Origin of the sequence: Terrabacter terrigena (assembly GCF_042676085.1) — a bacterium.
Lineage (GTDB): Bacteria > Actinomycetota > Actinomycetes > Actinomycetales > Dermatophilaceae > Terrabacter > Terrabacter terrigena.
In genome coordinates, this window is record NZ_JBHTKH010000009.1 from 1 (window position 1) to 16,563 (window position 16,563).

The window sequence follows — 16,563 nt, forward strand, 5'->3', positions numbered from 1 at the left end:
GCACCGAGGCTATGAGCCAGACGACCGATGATCAGGACCCAACCACCGCGTGAGCGGTGCTGTCACCCTGACACTGAGTTTGAGGCTATCCGGCCCGGGCCGAGGCGCACTCGCGCCGACCGGCGGGTCGTGGGCCGGCGCCCTGCGCTCGCGGGCCACGCCTTGGTGTCGAACGAAGCGCGTCTGCGTCGACGGTGGAGGCCGGTCGAGGAGGCGTGGGCGCTCCTCCACGGGCCCGGTACGCCGAGAGGCCCCGTCCGGGCGGACGGGGCCTCGCGGCGTTGCCGGCCGGGCGGCCGGTCAGCAGGTCAGGACCAGATGGCCCAGACCGTCGTGTCGCTGGGCACGAGCCCGTCCTCGAGCGGACCGGAGGCGACGACGACCTCGGCGTCCTCGGGGAGGGCCACGGGCGCGTCGCCGAGGTTGGCCACGACGAGCACCCGCTCACGCTGGTCGGAGCCGTTGGTCAGCGCGACGACGTCGGCGGCATACCCGTCGACCCACGTCAGCGACCCGGTGCCCAGGGACAGGCGGCGACGGTTCGCCAGCAGGGCGCGGTACAGCTCGAGGGTCGACCCGGCGACGCCCTCCTGCTGGTCGACCGCGTAGTGCGCGTACACGTCGGGCTGGGGCAGCCAGGTGTTCGCGCCGGGACCGAAGCCGAGTGAGGGGCCGTCGGCGGACCACGGCATCGGCACGCGGCAGCCGTCACGGCCCGTCTCAGCGCCGTTGGTGCGCGCGAACGTCGGGTCCTGACGGAACTCGGCCGGCATGTCGGTGGAGTCGGGCAGCCCCAGCTCCTCGCCCTGGTAGATGTAGGCGCCGCCCGGGAGCGAGAGCATGAGCGCGGTCGCCGCACGGGCACGACGCAGGCCGAGGGCACGGTCGGGCTGGGGGTCGGTCGCCGAGATGCCGTTCATCCGCGGCGTGCCCGGAGCGAACCCGAGACGCGAGGCGTGGCGCACCACGTCGTGGTTCGACAGCACCCACGTCGAGGGGGCGCCGACCGAGTCGGCGGCCTGCAGGGACGAGGTGATGACCGCCTTGAGGTCCTCGGCGATCCACGACGAGGTGAGGAAGTCGAAGTTGAACGCCTGGTGCATCTCGTCGGAGCGCACGTACTTGACGGCGCGCTCCTGCGGCTCCACCCACGCCTCGGCGCAGAGGATGCGGTCCGGCGTGCCGTAGGACTCGAGGATCCTGCGCCACGCGCGGTAGACCTCGTGCACACCGTCCTGGTCCCACATCGGGCTGCGCTTGGTGTGGTCGATGCGCGGGGCGTCCTCGGGCTGGGCCGCGGCCGGCGTGGCGTCGTCGTCGTGCTCGGCGTGGCCGAGCATGACGGTGCGCTCCTCCTCGGTGTCGGGCAGGCCCTGCTGCTTGATGAGGCCGTGTGCGACGTCGACGCGGAAGCCGTCGACGCCACGGTCGAGCCAGAAGCGCAGGATCGACTCGAACTCGGCGCGCACCTCGGGGTGCTCCCAGTTGAAGTCGGGCTGCTTGGGGTCGAAGAGGTGCAGGTACCACTGGCCCGGGAGGCCGTCGGCCTCCGTGACGCGCGTCCACGCGGCACCGCCGAAGACGGACTCCCAGTTGTTCGGCGGCAGCTCGCCGTGCTCGCCGCGTCCCTCGCGGAACATGTAGCGCTCGCGCTCGGCGGAGCCGGGGCCGGCCGAGAGGGCCGCCTGGAACCAGACGTGCTCGTCGGAGCTGTGGTTGGGCACCATGTCGACGATAACCTTGAGGCCGAGCTCGTGGGCGCGCGCGATCATCGCGTCGGCGTCCGCGAGGGTGCCGAAGATGGGGTCGACGTCGCGGTAGTCGGCGACGTCGTAGCCCGCGTCGGCCTGCGGCGACGTGTAGAACGGGGAGAGCCAGATGGCGTCGACGCCGAGGGCCCGCAGGTGGGGGAGACGCGACGTGATGCCGGGCAGGTCACCGATGCCGTCGCCGTCGGCGTCGGCCCATGAGCGCGGGTAGATCTGGTAGATCACGGCCTGTCGCCACCAGGCGGCGTCGGGCCGGTCCGCGGCGTGGACGGGGGTGGTCTCCTCACGCACCTCGAGGTCGCCGAGGGGGTGGGTCAGGGTCTGGGTTGCTGATCGCGTCACGGGCCACCATCGTTCCGCATGGAGACGAAAACTCAAAGAAAGAAATGCAACTTCTTGCAGAGCGGTCGCTGGGCGTCCCGATGTCGGTGCTCGTTGGTACGAACGAGCCATGAGGAGCGGCTTCGTCATCCCGTATGCCACCGAGCGCGAGTTCGCCGACCTGGCACGCCTGGGCGAGGAGCGCGGGTGGGATGCCGTCTTCGGCTGGGAGGCGCTCTACGGCGTCGACGCGTGGGTCCAGCTCGGGGCGGCCGCCATGGTGACCGAGCGCATCCGCCTCGGCACCCTGCTCACGCCTGCGGCACGGCACCGTCCGTGGGACCTCGCCTCCAGGGTCGGCTCCGTCGACCGCATCAGCAACGGCAGGGCCGTCATGTCCGTCGGGCTCGGGGCGCTCCACCCGGGGTGGCTCGCGTTCGAGGCCGACGAGGGCCGCGCCGTCCGCGCGAAGAAGCTCGACGAGTGCCTCGACATCTATGCGGGACTGCTCGGCGACGCGGCGTCCTTCACGTATGCCGGCGAGCACTACAGTGCCGCGGCCAACGACTTCGTGCTGCCGCCGCCAACGCCGCAGCGTCCCCATCCGCCGGTCTGGGTCGTCGGTGCGCCGACACCCGGCCGGGGGCGACAGCGCTCGCTGGAGCGGGCAGCCCGATGGCAGGGGCTCATCCCGGCGATCCACCCCACCGACGGCGGGCCCAAGACCCTCGACGTCTTCGCAGCCGTCGTCGAGCCGGTGCGCCGGCTCCGCCAGGAGCGGGGGCTGCCCTGGGCGGGCTTCGACGTCGTCATCGAGGCCGACTCCTGGGGTGACTTCACCCGCCTCGAACCGTCCGAGCCGGCGGCGTGGGAGGAGGCCGGCGCGACGTGGTGGGTCGAGAGCTGGTGGGACGTACCTCAGGGCGCCGAGGGTCTCGCCGAGGTGCGTCGTCGCGTCGAGGCCGGGCCGCCGGCGCTGCGCTGAACGACCCGCTCGCGTGAGCGTGCGGCCCCGGGTGTGCGGGCGCCGTTGCGTCGAACCCGCGGGGCGGCGGCGGAGCTCAGAAGTCCCGGACTCCCTGCTTCGCCAGCAGCTCACGGTGCTCGTCCGTGAGCGCGGTGATGCGCTCCAGGTGCTCCGTGAGGAACGACAGCTGCTCCACCGACAGCTCCTCGAGGGCAGGCTGGCCCGCGTGCACGAGTGGTCCGTAGGCCTCCCAGGTCAGCTGCTGGCCGAGCTCGGTCATCTCGACGAGCACGGTGCGCCGGTCGGTCTCGGACCGAAGCCGGCGCACGAGGCCGCGGCGCGCCAGCCGGTCGATGAGCGCTGTCGTCGCGGCCGGCCGCAGTCCGGTGGCGGCGCTGAGGACGCCCGCCGACGTCGGGCCGTCGACGAGCCAGTCGAGGCAGCGCAGGTCGGCCGGTCCCAGACCGAGCCGTCGGCCGACCGTGTCGTCGAACGCCTGCACCGATCGCTGGTACCGCTGCATGGCGTCGCCGAGGGCGTGGACGAGCGGCTCACGAGGCGCGTGACCGGATGCGGCCATGGAGCCTACCTACCTTTCGATTATCAAAACATCTGATTCTCGTAAGGAAGGCTACCAATATGGAGGCTCTGGTCGTGGGAGGGGCATCGCGGACCCCCACGACACTCGCGCTCGCGAAGGTCCGAGCCGGCGGGCCTGTGCGCAGCGGACGCCGGTCCCGCCGCTGAGCTCGTCCGAACCGGCCGCCTCGAGCTCTGGGCCGACACACCCACGACCTGCCCCGGGTCGCCCGCTGGCGCCGCGGACCGATGGCTGGCGGCATACGAGACGGCGCCGCGCGCCCGCGTGGAGTGGATCGTCGCCGCCGGGGCGCGGAGCAGCAGCTCCAAGATCCCGGCCGGGCAGGGCGGGCAGTCCGTGACGCCATGATGCGGCTGGCCTTCCGCTACGTGGTGACCGAGAGTTCGACCGCCTGGGTCACCGGCCACCGGGTCCGGTGGGAGGAGACCGCCGACCCCGCACTACCGTCTGGGGCATGACGACCTTTGTCACGGCCGCCTTCTGTCTCGTGCGCGACGGGCGGCTGCTGACGGTCCGCAAGGCCGGCTCGCAGCGGTTCATGCTCCCCGGCGGCAAGATCGACCCGGGCGAGAGCGCGCGGGAGGCTGCCGTTCGCGAGGTGATGGAGGAGGTCGGCGTCGACGTGGCCGGTCTGGGGCTGCCACTCGGCCGGTTCCACGACGTCGCCGCCAACGAGCCCGACTCGTGGGTCGACGCGACGGTCTTCGTCGCGGACCTCGAGCCGGACCACGCACCGACACCGCTGGCCGAGATCGCCGAGCAGCGCTGGCTCGGGCTCGACGACGAGCTGCCCGACGACCTGGCGCCACTGCTGCGCAACCATGTCGTACCCGCCCTCCGAACGCACCTCACCGGCTGCTGAGTGCGGTGACGCCACCCGACCGACCTCCACGTCGACGGGTGGCGCCCGTGCCGGTCGGCGTCCGCGTCAGCGCGGCCCGCCGTGCATCCCGATGATCCCCGCCCTGGCCGCCTTCTTCACGGCGTCGGCCTCCGCCTGGGTCAGCTTGCCGTCCTTGACAGCCTGCGCGAGTCGGTCGTCGAACGCCTTCTGCTCGTCGGCTTCGTGGGCCGCCCTCAGGTCGGCGACGGCCGCCTTGACCTTGGCGGCGTCGATGCCGAGCTTGGCCGCCAGCTTGGTGGCCAGCTCGTCCTGGAGCGCGCTGAAGTCCGGCCTGCCCTGACCCGGGGTGTGCGCGGCGCGGAGCTCGTCACGGACCGCCGTCAGGGCGTCCTTCAGCTTCGTCTCGTCGACCCCGAGCCTGGTGGCCAGCGCGGAGAGGTCGGCCCCACGGCCGAAGCCGAGACCGCCCGGACCGCCGTGGTGCCCACCCGGTCCCCATCCCCGCCCGTCGCCGTCGCGGTCCCCGGGGGTCGTGCTGTCGGTCGTTCCCTTGTCCGGGTCGCCCTGGGTCGAGGTGGCGGTCGGCGTCGGCGCCGGGGTGGTGGCGTCGTCGGCTCGTGCGACCTGCGAGACGCCGAGCCCGATCACGGCGGCAGCCGCGCCCACGACTGCCACGCTGGCGGCCTTCTTGTTGATGGACACCATGTCCGGTCCCTTCGTCGCGTCGCCGGGCATGCCGCCCGACGGTGGGTTCACCTGAGTCCCAGAGAACACCCGTGGCCGCAGCAGCGAGCCGTGAACAGGCTGTGAGTTGCTGTGAGTGCGCCCGGCCGCCTCAGAAGGTGCCGTCAGGCCCCGGGGAGTTGACGAGGGAGTATGCCGCCCGCGTGAGGTAGTCGCGCAGGCGGTCGTCGTTCTCGGGGGTCAGCTCCAGCGTGTCGACGGCGTTCATCATGTGCAGGAGCCACCGGTCGCGCATGTCGGGCGTGACCTGGAAGGGCATGTGCCGCATCCGCAGCCGCGGGTGCCCGCGCTGCTCGGAGTAGGTGGTCGGACCGCCCCAGTACTGCTCGAAGAACATCCGCAGGCGCTCCTCGGCCGGGGCGAGGTCGCTCTCGGGGTACAGGGCGCGCAACGGCTCGTCCTCGGCGACACCCCGGTAGAACTCGCGCACGAGCTTGGCGAAGGTCTCGCGGCCACCGAAGTCGTCGTAGTACGTCACGTCGGTCAGTCTCCCAGAGCCACGGGGAGGCTCACTTGTGAGGGGGCCCGCCGTACGGCGGCATGACCGGGAGAGGGCTGCGCACTCCGGCTCGGTCGAGCGCGGTCTTGATCCGCTCGCGCATCTCGCGCTGGATACCGAACTGCTCGTTGGCCACCGTCTTGGCGATGACGCGGATCGTGAGGGCGCCGTTGGCCATCGACTCGACGCCGACGACGTTCGGCTCCTCGAGGAGGATGTCCTTGTACGCCTCGTCGTCGTCCATGACGCCCACGACGTCGCGGATGACCTTGATCGCCTTCTCGGTGTCCTGGTCGTAGGCGATGGCGATGTCGACGATCGCCGTCGACCAGCCCTGCGTCTTGTTGCCGATGCGGATGATCTCGCCGTTGCGGACGTACCAGGTCATGCCGTCGGCGTCGCGCAGCTGCGTCACGCGCAGCGACACGTTCTCGACGGTGCCGACGACCTCCCCGGTGTCGATGACGTCGCCGACGCCGTACTGGTCCTCGACGATCATGAAGACACCGGAGAGGAAGTCCTTGACCAGGCTCTGGGCGCCGAACGCGAGCGCCACGCCCCCGACGCTGGCCGAGGCCAGCATCGGGCCCAGCGGGATGCCGACGAGGGACAGCACGGTCAGGGCGGTGATGCCACCGACGACGAACGTCGTGATGCTCTTGAGCAGGGCGCCCATCGTCTGGGTGCGCTGGACGTGCCGCACGTTGGCGACACCGACCGCCTGCAGGGCCCGGCCGGCCCTGGGGAGGCTCGCGATCCGTTCGGCCCGGCGGGAGGTCGCCGTCGCGACGACGCGGTTGATGAGGCGGTGGAGCAGGAACCGGGCGACGAGGCCGACGGCGATCACGGTCATGATCAGCAGCGGGGTGCCGACGAGCCAGTCGCCGACTCCGGACCACGTCAGGCTCGCGAGGTCAGGCATCGAGAGGTCCACGGGAAGCTCCTGCGAGGGAGACGGGGAGGGGGTCGGCGGCGCGGTCGCGTCGGGGATGTGAAGTGTGGTCAGGTTCGTGAAGGCGTGGGTCACAGAGTCTCAGTCAGGGGTCGGGTTCGGGTGGATCTGCCGCCTGCCACGCGTGCGTGGCGGGCGGGTGGTGCGGTCCGCGGACCGGCCTGACGGTGCAGGCCGGCCTGCGGACGTGGGTCAGCCGCGGCGGTCGCGCTCCTGCGCGGCGAGGGCGCGTGCGACAGCGTCGCGGTTCTCGGCCACGGTGCGCACGAGGCCGGGGGCCGCGTCGGGGTTGGCAGCGAGCCAGGCGTCCGAGGCGTCCTTGAGCTGCTGGCTCGCGAGCGAGAACGGGTAGAAGCCGCCGACGACGCGTTCGCCGATGGCGACGCTGCGCTCGGCCCACGCGTCGACGAGCATCGCGTGGTAGCGCTCGACGTAGGGCTCGAGCAGCGACAGGTCGGCGCTGCGCCGGAAGCCGGCACCGATCGCCTCGACCATCTGGTTGGACAAGTCGTTGCGCTCGACGGCCTTGGCCCACGCGTCTGCCTTGGCCTCGGCGGTCGGTCGGGCGGCAAGGGCCTCGGCGGCGCGCTCCTTGCCGGTGGCCGTCGGGTCACGGTCGAGCTCCGCCCGGATCTCGGCCTCGTCGGCAGCGCCGATGGCGGCGAGCGCCTTGGTGAAGGTCCAGCGCAGCTCGGTGTCGACGGTCAGGTCGGGCAGGGTCTGCTCGCCGGTCAGCAGGGCGCGCAGCCGGGGCTCGTCGGCGCGGTCGGCGGTGCTGCCCGCCCACGCCTCGACGAGCTGGAACTGGGCGTCGCTGCCCGGCTCGGCCGACTCGGCCAGCGAGCGAAGCGAGGACGACAGGAGGGCCGAGACCTCGGCGCGGTGCTCGGGGGCCGTGTAGAGGCGGGCGGCCGTGGACGCCTGGCCGAGCAGGACGCGGAGCAGCGTCGAGTCGGTCTCGCCCGGCAGGGACTCGAGGACGAACCGCACGAAGTCGCGGGCCGGCATCTCGCCGTCGCGCGTCATGTCCCACGTCGCGCCGAGCACGAGCGAACGGGGCAGGGAGTCCCGGAATGCGCGGGGGAGGGCGAGGGCCGTCGCGAGCGACCGGTCGTCGAGGCGGATCTTGCCGTAGGCGAGGTCGTCGTCGTTGAGCAGCAGCAGGTCGGGCTGCTCCTGGCCCACGAGCTCGGCGATGTCGGTGTGCTCACCGGCGATGTCGACCTCGTCGTAGCCGATGCGCTCGAGCACGTCCCCCGCGGCACCCGGCCGGACGGCATACCGGCCGATGCCGATGCGGTGCGGACGCAGGGTCGGGTAGTCCTCGGTGGCGGTCTGGGCGATCGCGAACGAGCCGTAGCGACCGTCGGCGTCGACCTCGAAGACCGGCCGCAGCGTGTTGACGCCGGCCGTCTCGAGCCAGAGCTTGCTCCACTCGGTCAGCTCGCGTCCGGAGGCCTTCTCGAGCTCACCGAGCAGGTCGGACAGAGTGGTGTTGCCCCACGCGTGCTTCTTGAAGTACTCGCGCAGCGCGGCCACGAACGGCTCACGACCGACGTACGCGACGAGCTGCTTGAGCACCGACGCGCCCTTGGCGTACGTGATGCCGTCGAAGTTGACCTCGACGTCCTCGAGGTGGCGCATGTCGGCCGCGATGGGGTGGGTCGAGGAGAGCTGGTCCTGGGTGTATGCCCATGCCTTCTCCGAGGTGCCGAAGGTGGTCCACGCGCTGGTCCACTCGGTGGCCTCGGCCTGGCACGTCGTCGACGCCCACTCGGCGAACGACTCGTTGAGCCACAGGTCGTCCCACCACTTCATCGTCACGAGGTTGCCGAACCACATGTGGGCCAGCTCGTGCAGGATGGTCAGCGCGCGACGCTCGATCTTCGCCTCGGACACCTTGGAGCGGAACACGTAGATCTCGGTGAACGTCACGGCGCCGGCGTTCTCCATCGCGCCCATGTTGTACTCGGGCGTGAAGATCTGGTCGTACTTCGCGAACGGGTAGGGCTGGTCGAACTCCGCCTCGAAGAACGCGAAGCCCTTCTTCGTGCAGTCGAAGATGTTGTCGGCGTCGAGGTGCTGCGTGAGGGACCTGCGGCAGAACACGCCCAGCGGCACGACGCCGCCCCGGGTCTGCACCTCGTCGCGCACCTCGTCGTACGGGCCGGCGACGAGGGCGGTGATGTACGAGGAGATGCGCTGCGTCGGCTCGAACGACCAGGTCGCGCGCTCGACACCGTCGGCCACGCCGGCCGCCGTCGGCGCGGGGGTGGGGGAGTTGCTGATGACCTTCCAGTGCGCGGGTGCGGTCACCGTGAAGCGGAACGACGCCTTGAGGTCGGGCTGCTCGAACACGGCATACATGCGTCGTGAGTCGGGGACCTCGAACTGCGTGTAGAGGTAGACCTCGTTGTCGACCGGGTCGACGAAGCGGTGCAGGCCCTCGCCGGTGTTGGTGTAGCGCCCGGTCGCGTCGACGGTGAGCTCGTTGTCGGCGGCCAGGCCCGGGAGCGCGATGCGCGAGTCGGCGAAGCCCTCCGCAGGGTCCAGGTCGACCCCGTTGAGCGTGACCCGCTCGACCGAGTCGGCGATGAGGTCGATGAACGAGTCGGCGCCGGGCTCCGAGCAGGAGAACGTGACCGAGGTGACGGTGCGGAAGTTCTCCGGACCCGTCGTCAGGTCGAGGCTGACGTCGTACGCGTCGACACGCAGGATCGCTGCGCGGGTCGCCGCCTCGTCGCGGGTCAGGTTCTTGCCGGGCACGTAGGGACCTCCTGGGACAGGTGTGGGGCACGGCGCAGCGTCGGTCCGACGGCGCCGTCGCGGGCCATCCTCGCACGGAAACCCGGGACGTCCGCCACCCCCAGGGACGGCCCGGGGGACGGGCGGACGGCAGTGCCATGATGGGCCGCATGGCCGAGACGACAGACATCCGGACGGGCCCAGAGACGGACGCTTCCCGAGCCGCGGTGGAGATGTGGTTCGACCCCATCTGCCCCTGGGCGTGGATGACGTCGCGCTGGCTGATGGAGGTCGAGACGCTGCGCGCCATCGACGTGACCTGGTCGGTGATGAGCCTCGCCGTGCTCAACGAGCACCGTCACGACCTCGACGCCGCCTACCGGGCGCGCATGGACGAGGCATGGGGCCCGGTCCGCGTCATCATCGCGGCCGCAGAGGGGCACGGCGACTCCGTCATCAAGCCGCTCTACGACGCGATGGGCACGCGCATCCACCTGCGCAGGATGAACGACTTCGACCAGGTCATCCGCGAGTCCCTCGAGGAGGTCGGCCTGCCCGCCGCGCTCGCGAAGGAGGCCCACCACAAGAAGTTCGACGCCGCCCTGCACCGCAGCCACAAGCGCGGCATCAGCCTCGTCGGCACCGATGTCGGCACGCCGATCATCTCGGTCGCCGGGGTCGCGTTCTTCGGTCCCGTCGTCACGCCCGCCCCGAAGGGCGAGGACGCTGCGAAGCTGTGGGACGGCTGCGTCCTCGTCGCGAGCACACCCGGCTTCTTCGAGCTCAAGCGCACCCGTACTCTCGGCCCGATCCTCGACTGACCACCCCAACGCACCCAAGGACCCACATGCGCATCCACATCGGCGGCGACCACGCGGCATACGAGCTCCACCAGTCCCTCCTCGCGCACCTGCGCGAGGCCGGCCACGACGTCGTCGACCACGGCCCGTTCTCCTACGACGCCCAGGACGACTACCCGGTCTTCGTGCTGCGCGCCGCCGAGGCCGTCGCGGCCGACGAGGGCTCGCTCGGCGTCGTGCTCGGCGGGTCGGGCAACGGCGAGCAGATCGCGGCCAACAAGGTGTCGGGCATCCGGGCCGCCCTCGCCTACAACGCGGAGCTCGCCAGCCTGGCCCGCGAGCACAACAACGCGCAGGTCGTCTCCATCGGGGCGAGATTCACCTCCGACGCGGTGGCCAAGGAGATCGTCGACACGTTCGTGTCCACCGCGTTCACGGATGAAGAGCGCCACAGCCGGCGTCTGGGTATGGTTTCCGCGTACGAGAACTCGGGGGATCTGCCAGCACTACCTGACGCCGGCGCGCTCTGACGCGGCCGCGTCCTCACTTCCCCCTGTCGTTTCCCCTCAACGCCGCAAGGGAGGCCCGTGGCCCACAACGAGAGCATCGTCTCTCGACACTCACGCTACGGTGCCGGACCGATCAGACGCCTCCGCCTGCTGGGCCCGTGGCTCGGCCGGGCGCCCTGGGCGCTCGTCTGCCTCTTCCTCCTCCTCAGCGTCATCGCCACGGCGGCCGTCGGAAAGTTCCCTGAGAGCGTCCCCTGGGGCGTCTACGGCTTCATCGTCGTGCTGGCGGGACTCTTCCTCGAGCCGCGCTTCCTGCTCGTGGTCTACATCGGGCTCTTCCTGGCGATGGCGATCCTCGGGGCCTACCTCGGTGGGACGAAGACCACCACCACGGGCGCGCAGATCGTGACCGTCGCCACGATGATGCTCATGCTGTGGCTCTCGCACGCGCGGGCCCAAGTGGGGGTCGTCGGGGTCAGCGGCGAGTCGATGCTCGTCGACATGCGCGACCGGCTACGGGCCCAGGGCGAGCTGCCCCCGCTACCGCCGTCATGGGGGGCCGAGGTCGCTCTCGAGTCGGCGTTCGGTGACGGCTTCTCCGGCGACTTCGTCGTGGCCAGCCGCTCCACCGACGGGTGCACCCTCGAGGTCGCACTCGTCGACGTCTCGGGCAAGGGCCGCGAGGTGGGTGCCCGCTCGCTGCTGCTCTCCGGCGCGCTCGGTGGTCTGCTCGGTGAGCTGAGCGAACGCGACTTCCTCCAGTCGGCGAACAACCACATGCTGCGCCTGCGCTGGAGCGAGGGGTTCGCGACGGCCGTGCACGTCGCCGTGAACCTCGAGACCGGCAACTTCACCATCGGGTATGCCGGCCACCCGGCAGCCGCGCAGTTCACCGCCGGGTCGGGGCGCTGGCGCATGCTCGCCGGTGGCCGCGGCCCGTTGCTCGGGGTGATCGAGCAAGCCGAGTTCCCCCGCGAGACAGGCTCGCTCAGGCGGGGCGACGCGCTCGTGCTCTACAGCGACGGCGTCATCGAGGCGCGTGACAAGGCGCTCGACGACGGCATTGACCGCATGCTCGGGCGTGCCGAGTCGTTCATCCGCACGGGATTCGAGGGGCTCGCCCAGAGGCTGTGCGACCAGGCCGCCTCCGGCCTCGGTGACGACCGCGCGGTCGTGACGATCTGGCGCACCTGACGCGCCGAGGGGTGGTCACCGTCCCGGTGACTCTCACTACGATGCCCGCGTGACCGACGACCCCAGCGACCTCTCGAGCGACGTGACCGACCGGACCGACCCCTCCCGGCCCGTCCGTCGGAAGGAGCACCAGGTGCCCGAGCTCCCTGCGGGCGTGACGCCGGCCCGCGTGCGGACCTTCGTGCGCCGCGGCCGGCTCTCGTCGCTCACGCGTGAGCGTGTCGAGCGTCTCGGCCCGGCCCGCTCGCTGCCCGAGGGTCCGTTCGAGGCCGGGACCGCCTTCGGGCGCACCGCGCCCGTCGTCCTCGAGATCGGGTGCGGCCACGGCCACGCGGCCATCGCGTATGCCGCTGCGTTCCCCGAGCACGACATCCTCGCCATGGACGTCCACACCCCCGGGCTCGCCCGGATGCTCGCCGACGCCGACGAGGTCGGCGTGCCCAATCTCCGGGTCGAGATCGGCGACGCCGTCCTGTTCCTCGAGGAGCGTGTCGCCGACGCGACGATCGATGCCGTGCACCTGTTCTTCCCCGACCCGTGGCGCAAGCAGAAGCACACGAAGCGCCGGTTCGTCAGCCCCGGCAACCTCGACCTGCTCGCGCGGGTGCTGAAGCCCGGCGGGCACGTGCTCGTGGCGACCGACCAGGACTTCTACGCCGAGCACGTCCTCGCGGAGGTGGCCACGCACCCGCGCTTCGCGGCGCGGCGCGTCGAACGGCCGGCCTGGCGCCCCGGCGACGGCTTCGAGGCGAAGGGCATCGCCGCCGGGCGCACCATCAACGAGCTGCGCCTGGACCTGCTCCCGTAGGTCTCGCCCCCCGGCATGAGCGAAGGCCGTGCTCGGGCGCTTCGTCGCTCCCAGCACGGCCTTCGCGAAATGTCGGGGTGACAGGATTTGAACCTGCGGCCCTTGCGTCCCAAACGCAATGCGCTACCAAGCTGCGCCACACCCCGTGGCGTCGGAATCGTAGCCGACGCGCGGTGACGAGCCGACCTGCGAGTGCCCATGGGCGGGTCGATTTCGGTGGACCGGAGGCGAACCAGTAGGCTGTCGCCTCGGATCGCCGGCACCGACCGGCGGCCTGCGGGCGTAGCTCAATGGTAGAGCCTCAGTCTTCCAAACTGATTACGCGAGTTCGATTCTCGTCGCCCGCTCAGCACGAAAGGGCACATCCGCCTCCGCTGGGTGTGCCCTTTCGTATGCCCATCCACTTCCGGTCATCTCTCCGCATGGGTGCAGGGCATGGGCTGGGGGGTGGCTGGGCCCCTGCGCAGTGATGTGTCCTGCACCACTTCGACCGATCGTGCGTGTCCGCAGCCCATGGCGTCGACGACAGGGCGTCTAGCGCTACGGTGTCGCTCGGAGGCGCACGGAGGCGGCTCCGGGTCGAACAGGGGAGCAGGGGCTTCATGGGGTACGGATACCGCGTCTATCGCTTCTCGGCGACCGTCCGCCGCACACGAAGCAAGGTCGACCTGGCGCAGACCTCCGGTGACGCGTACATCCGCACACTGCCGACCGTCGTCGAGTCGCTCACCTCGAGCGGCGTCCTCTACGACAAGCCGAACTACCTCGCGCTCCTCGATGAGATGCCTGACCCGGAGCAGGGCATGCAGGCCATGCGCGTCCGCGAGGTCACCGCATCTGGCAACCGGGTCAGCTGCGAGATCTCGCACGGGACGCGCGGGGCTCACGAGGACCTCCTGAGCGACGACGTCGACGAGGAGATCGACAACAAGGCAGCGAGCCGGCGCTACCGCTTCGACTTCTACTTTCCCCAAGACGGGGACACCGGCATACTCGTCGCCGAGGCCAACGGTGGCACGTGCCCGGTCGACCTGCTCCTGCGATGGATCGCCCGGCGTCACGCGGAGATTCTCGGCGACATCGACGGATCGTGGGTGAAGCTCCAGGTGGAGCAGATTGCGGACCACGACTACCTGCTTGGGCTGATCCGCAACTCGACGAAGACACAGGTGCGGCTCATCCAGACCGAGCAGACTGCCCGCCGGAAGCGGACCTCCCGGGACCGCGTGCTGACCATCAACGAGATCTCGGAGACGCAGTCCTACGCGCTCGCCGAGGAGATCCTGCACTGGGCTCGTCAGGACAGCGATACGGCCGGCGCCATCCGACGCACCATGCGCCTGCTCGGCCTCAACCGGGACAAGCTCAGAGAGGCCAACATGACGTTCAACCTCCCTGAGGTGCGCGTCGAGGCGCCGAGCGGCACGAAGGTCATCGCACCCGGCCAGATCCAGGAGCTCTTCACGTATCCGCTCGGTGATCGACGCCCGCGGCCGGACACGTGGAGATCCGCCACTCGCGACCGGGCCCACGGACTGTCGGTCATGGAGCGTATACCGGTAGAGTTCTGATCTTTCCAGGGGCGTGGGAGTGGGCCATGACGGACAGATTCAGCGTCGGAGCGCTGCTCAAGGCGCAGCGTGACTCCATGCGTCGGGGAGATGTGTCCGGCGACCGCCCGGACCGGCTCGCACAGCTGGTGCTCTTCGGTCTCCCGCTCGTGCTGGCCGTCGTCGCCTGGGTCCGCAACTTCGAGCTGGCGGACGCCGGCTCTGTCCTCGCCGCGTTCGGCCTGCTGGCGGCAACCCTGGTCGCGCTGTTCGTGCAACTGGCGGCATGGCGCCTTCGGCTCAATGACCGCGCCCGAAACGGCTACGTCGAGGTCGAGCGGCCTGCGCGTGAAGCCATCGACGAGGCGACGTACCACACGCTTGTGGGTGCGCTTGTCTCCGGCGCCGGCGCCGTGGTCACCGTGATCGGCTCGAACTCCGCCGGGGAGAACAAGCCCGTCGCCGGCTGGCTGGCGAGCCTTGTCGTGGCCCTCGGCGCGTCCTTGGCCTTGCACTTCATCATCATCGTCAACCTGGTCTTCGATGCGTACCAAACCGCACGGGACGGCGCCGACGATCACAGTCGCGTGTGATCGACGGACTTCTGACGCCAGCGCCTAGTCCGTTGGCGTTTCGCTCACGATGAGGTTCGAGCGCCCCTTACGGTTCCGGCATGACTGAAACCCTTCGCGTCTCGAGCATCGACCCCGACCACACGAAGTGGAAGGACCCCGGCAACGACGTAGCCGACCTCGCCAGCTGGCGCATCGACGCGTGGGCCTGGCTCACGCGGGAGCCGTCTCAGATCGAGAGCCGGCTCATCCTTCGATGGCTGGCCAACGAAGGCATCTTCGCCCAAATCCTCAACCAGCGAGGCGTCCACTTCGAGACCTCCCCGGACGGGTTCGCTGAGGACACGAACACGGTCCGCCGCCTGGTCATCATCGCCGGACGTGAGGCGCCAAGGATCGTGAAGGAGAACGAGCAGATGAACGAACAGCTGCAGGCCGAGATCAAGAGGATCAACGACGAGCTCAGCAACGGCTGACCCCGCGAGGCGCGCTCAGTCGATGCGGGGAAGCAGCGCCTCGACGGCGGCGCGCGGGATCGCGTACTCGCGGCCGACCTTCCGGTTCGGCAGCTTCCCCTCGTTGATGATCTGCAGGACACGCTGTCGGGAGACGCCGAGGATCTCGCCGGCCTGGCTCACGCCTACGAGTTCGTCGACGACGTCCCAGCCCTGGCGCCGGTCGCGGACCGCCTCAGGCAGCGCAGAGACGGCGACGACGCCGGCGATCGGGCGGGCGAGTGCGAGCGCGGTCGTGACGGCCTGCCGCAGGTCGTCGGCGGGCAGGGTGATGGCCACCTCGAGCAGGCCGGCGGGCGACTCGGCCGCGGCGGGGTGGTAAGCCTCGAGCAGATCGAGAGCGCGACTTACCACGGCCTCGGCCGGCTTGGTGTCGAGCTCGAGCTCGACGACGTAGTGGGTGCTCATCTGTGGCGGGCCTCCGGTGCTCGGTGTGATGATGGACCGGACGGGCGACCGGGGCACTAACTCTGCTCCCTCTCGATTGCTGACAAGTTCAGTCTACCGTACGGCTTGTCGTTCGACAAGAGCAGACATGGAAAGGGCGCGCAACATCCGATGTATCAGGCCGGCCCGCGCGCACACTGTGAGGGGGTCAAGCAGAGGCACCAGCACCACCCACCACCAGGACACGCCCATGAACAACCGAACCCCCGCTGCCGCCGCCCTCGCCGGAGCTCTCGCCCTCACCCTCGCGGGCTGCGGCTCGAGCGGCGACCAGCCCGCTGCGGCGCCGGCAACCACCATCACCGTCGCGGCCCCGGCCGTCACGACGACCGCGACCGCCACCGTCAAGGTGCCCGGACCGGCGGCCACCACCGTCCAGGTCACGCGCACCGTCACCGCACCCCCGCCGCCTCCTGTCGCCGCGATCGAGGAGGGCGTGTGGACCGTCGGCTCCGACATCAAGCCGGGCACCTACCGGACCATCGACGCCGTGACGGACGGCTGCTACTGGTCGATCACGAAGTCGGGCAGCAACGGCTCCGACATCATCAACAACGGCACCCCGACCGGCGGGCACCCGGTCGTCACGCTGCGCAAGGGTCAGGACTTCGAGACGCACGACTGCGGCTCTTGGGCGAAGCGCTGACACGCGAAGAGGAGGCCCCCGCCCACCCGAAGGTGGACGGGGGCCTCCGCGCTGGCCGTCGTTGTGGAGTGGGGCTCCGG

General features: G+C 70.6%; 17 protein-coding genes and 2 tRNA genes. 11 read left to right on the plus strand and 8 right to left on the minus strand.

The window, feature by feature from the left end; all coding sequences use genetic code 11:
• Nucleotides 1-308 precede the first annotated feature (308 nt).
• Entirely contained in the window at nt 309-2,111 is a 1,803-nt protein-coding gene (locus tag ACFQ2V_RS13850; protein ID WP_386053403.1) for a glycoside hydrolase family 13 protein, read from the minus strand.
• 109 nt (nt 2,112-2,220) lie between these two features.
• Here ACFQ2V_RS13850 and ACFQ2V_RS13855 point away from each other — a divergent pair, with 109 nt between their 5' ends.
• Nucleotides 2,221-3,075, plus strand: a complete 855-nt coding sequence (locus ACFQ2V_RS13855) for an LLM class flavin-dependent oxidoreductase (protein ID WP_386053405.1) — start codon at nt 2,221-2,223, stop codon at nt 3,073-3,075.
• A gap of 76 nt (nt 3,076-3,151) precedes the next feature.
• On the opposite strand, the gene ACFQ2V_RS13860 is transcribed toward ACFQ2V_RS13855, so the two are convergent.
• Nucleotides 3,152-3,637 carry a MarR family winged helix-turn-helix transcriptional regulator gene (locus ACFQ2V_RS13860; protein WP_386053407.1) on the minus strand — a complete coding sequence of 162 codons (486 nt, stop codon included), beginning with the start codon at nt 3,635-3,637 and terminating at the stop codon, nt 3,152-3,154.
• A 475-nt stretch (nt 3,638-4,112) separates the two neighbouring features.
• On the opposite strand from ACFQ2V_RS13860, the gene ACFQ2V_RS13865 reads away from it, so the two are divergent.
• Nucleotides 4,113-4,520, plus strand: a complete 408-nt coding sequence (locus ACFQ2V_RS13865; protein WP_386053409.1) for an NUDIX hydrolase — start codon at nt 4,113-4,115, stop codon at nt 4,518-4,520.
• 66 nt (nt 4,521-4,586) lie between these two features.
• On the opposite strand, the gene ACFQ2V_RS13870 is transcribed toward ACFQ2V_RS13865, so the two are convergent.
• From ACFQ2V_RS13870 to pepN, 4 genes are all read right to left on the minus strand, one after another.
• Nucleotides 4,587-5,207 carry a hypothetical protein gene (locus ACFQ2V_RS13870; protein ID WP_386053410.1) on the minus strand — a complete coding sequence of 207 codons (621 nt, stop codon included), beginning with the start codon at nt 5,205-5,207 and terminating at the stop codon, nt 4,587-4,589.
• A gap of 130 nt (nt 5,208-5,337) precedes the next feature.
• Nucleotides 5,338-5,724, minus strand: coding sequence for a globin (locus ACFQ2V_RS13875; RefSeq protein ID WP_386053412.1), 387 nt, complete (start codon nt 5,722-5,724; stop codon nt 5,338-5,340).
• Between the two features lie 31 nt (nt 5,725-5,755).
• A complete protein-coding gene (locus tag ACFQ2V_RS13880) occupies nt 5,756-6,679 on the minus strand; it encodes a mechanosensitive ion channel family protein (RefSeq protein WP_386053414.1) in 924 nt (307 codons plus the stop codon).
• Between the two features lie 210 nt (nt 6,680-6,889).
• A complete protein-coding gene (pepN, locus tag ACFQ2V_RS13885; RefSeq protein ID WP_386053415.1) occupies nt 6,890-9,463 on the minus strand; it encodes an aminopeptidase N in 2,574 nt (857 codons plus the stop codon).
• Between the two features lie 149 nt (nt 9,464-9,612).
• Between pepN and ACFQ2V_RS13890 the strand changes: the two genes are divergently transcribed.
• Genes ACFQ2V_RS13890 through trmB form a run of 4 tightly spaced genes read left to right on the plus strand, consistent with a single transcriptional unit; the run spans nt 9,613 to nt 12,753 of the window.
• The gene (locus ACFQ2V_RS13890; protein ID WP_386053417.1) at nt 9,613-10,263 is read left to right on the plus strand and encodes a mycothiol-dependent nitroreductase Rv2466c family protein; all 651 of its coding nucleotides are present in this window, start codon (nt 9,613-9,615) and stop codon (nt 10,261-10,263) included.
• Nucleotides 10,264-10,289: 26 nt separating this feature from the next.
• Complete coding sequence (locus ACFQ2V_RS13895) at nt 10,290-10,772, plus strand: ribose-5-phosphate isomerase (protein ID WP_386053419.1); 483 nt, start codon at nt 10,290-10,292, stop codon at nt 10,770-10,772.
• 57 nt (nt 10,773-10,829) lie between these two features.
• Nucleotides 10,830-11,945, plus strand: a complete 1,116-nt coding sequence (locus ACFQ2V_RS13900; protein ID WP_386053421.1) for a PP2C family protein-serine/threonine phosphatase — start codon at nt 10,830-10,832, stop codon at nt 11,943-11,945.
• A gap of 49 nt (nt 11,946-11,994) precedes the next feature.
• Nucleotides 11,995-12,753: a tRNA (guanosine(46)-N7)-methyltransferase TrmB gene (trmB, locus tag ACFQ2V_RS13905; protein WP_386053423.1), complete on the plus strand. Its 759-nt coding sequence runs from the start codon at nt 11,995-11,997 to the stop codon at nt 12,751-12,753.
• Nucleotides 12,754-12,825: 72 nt separating this feature from the next.
• On the opposite strand, the gene ACFQ2V_RS13910 is transcribed toward trmB, so the two are convergent.
• Nucleotides 12,826-12,899, minus strand: a tRNA-Pro gene (locus ACFQ2V_RS13910).
• Nucleotides 12,900-13,029: 130 nt separating this feature from the next.
• On the opposite strand from ACFQ2V_RS13910, the gene ACFQ2V_RS13915 reads away from it, so the two are divergent.
• From ACFQ2V_RS13915 to ACFQ2V_RS13930, 4 genes are all read left to right on the plus strand, one after another.
• A tRNA-Gly gene (locus ACFQ2V_RS13915) sits at nt 13,030-13,100 on the plus strand.
• A gap of 255 nt (nt 13,101-13,355) precedes the next feature.
• Complete coding sequence (locus tag ACFQ2V_RS13920) at nt 13,356-14,324, plus strand: hypothetical protein (protein WP_386053425.1); 969 nt, start codon at nt 13,356-13,358, stop codon at nt 14,322-14,324.
• 26 nt (nt 14,325-14,350) lie between these two features.
• Nucleotides 14,351-14,896, plus strand: a complete 546-nt coding sequence (locus ACFQ2V_RS13925) for a hypothetical protein (protein ID WP_386053426.1) — start codon at nt 14,351-14,353, stop codon at nt 14,894-14,896.
• Nucleotides 14,897-14,976: 80 nt separating this feature from the next.
• Nucleotides 14,977-15,351: a hypothetical protein gene (locus ACFQ2V_RS13930; RefSeq protein ID WP_386053428.1), complete on the plus strand. Its 375-nt coding sequence runs from the start codon at nt 14,977-14,979 to the stop codon at nt 15,349-15,351.
• 15 nt (nt 15,352-15,366) lie between these two features.
• Here ACFQ2V_RS13930 and ACFQ2V_RS13935 read toward each other — a convergent pair whose 3' ends face one another.
• The gene (locus tag ACFQ2V_RS13935; protein WP_386053430.1) at nt 15,367-15,798 is read right to left on the minus strand and encodes a helix-turn-helix domain-containing protein; all 432 of its coding nucleotides are present in this window, start codon (nt 15,796-15,798) and stop codon (nt 15,367-15,369) included.
• A 229-nt stretch (nt 15,799-16,027) separates the two neighbouring features.
• Between ACFQ2V_RS13935 and ACFQ2V_RS13940 the strand changes: the two genes are divergently transcribed.
• On the plus strand, nt 16,028-16,483 hold the full coding sequence (locus ACFQ2V_RS13940) for a hypothetical protein (RefSeq protein WP_386053432.1): 456 nt from the start codon (nt 16,028-16,030) through the stop codon (nt 16,481-16,483).
• The last annotated feature ends 80 nt before the right edge of the window (nt 16,484-16,563 follow it).

What these genes read in the sequence shown, in the direction of transcription:
- ACFQ2V_RS13855 (WP_386053405.1), top strand. Translation starts at nt 2,221, where the DNA reads ATGAGGAGCGGCTTCGTCATCCCGTATGCCACCGAGCGCGAGTTCGCC.
- ACFQ2V_RS13860 (WP_386053407.1), bottom strand. Translation starts at nt 3,637, where the DNA reads ATGGCCGCATCCGGTCACGCGCCTCGTGAGCCGCTCGTCCACGCCCTC.
- ACFQ2V_RS13865 (WP_386053409.1), top strand. Translation starts at nt 4,113, where the DNA reads ATGACGACCTTTGTCACGGCCGCCTTCTGTCTCGTGCGCGACGGGCGG.
- ACFQ2V_RS13870 (WP_386053410.1), bottom strand. Translation starts at nt 5,207, where the DNA reads ATGGTGTCCATCAACAAGAAGGCCGCCAGCGTGGCAGTCGTGGGCGCG.
- ACFQ2V_RS13890 (WP_386053417.1), top strand. Translation starts at nt 9,613, where the DNA reads ATGGCCGAGACGACAGACATCCGGACGGGCCCAGAGACGGACGCTTCC.
- ACFQ2V_RS13895 (WP_386053419.1), top strand. Translation starts at nt 10,290, where the DNA reads ATGCGCATCCACATCGGCGGCGACCACGCGGCATACGAGCTCCACCAG.
- ACFQ2V_RS13920 (WP_386053425.1), top strand. Translation starts at nt 13,356, where the DNA reads ATGGGGTACGGATACCGCGTCTATCGCTTCTCGGCGACCGTCCGCCGC.
- ACFQ2V_RS13925 (WP_386053426.1), top strand. Translation starts at nt 14,351, where the DNA reads ATGACGGACAGATTCAGCGTCGGAGCGCTGCTCAAGGCGCAGCGTGAC.
- ACFQ2V_RS13930 (WP_386053428.1), top strand. Translation starts at nt 14,977, where the DNA reads ATGACTGAAACCCTTCGCGTCTCGAGCATCGACCCCGACCACACGAAG.
- ACFQ2V_RS13935 (WP_386053430.1), bottom strand. Translation starts at nt 15,798, where the DNA reads ATGAGCACCCACTACGTCGTCGAGCTCGAGCTCGACACCAAGCCGGCC.
- ACFQ2V_RS13940 (WP_386053432.1), top strand. Translation starts at nt 16,028, where the DNA reads ATGAACAACCGAACCCCCGCTGCCGCCGCCCTCGCCGGAGCTCTCGCC.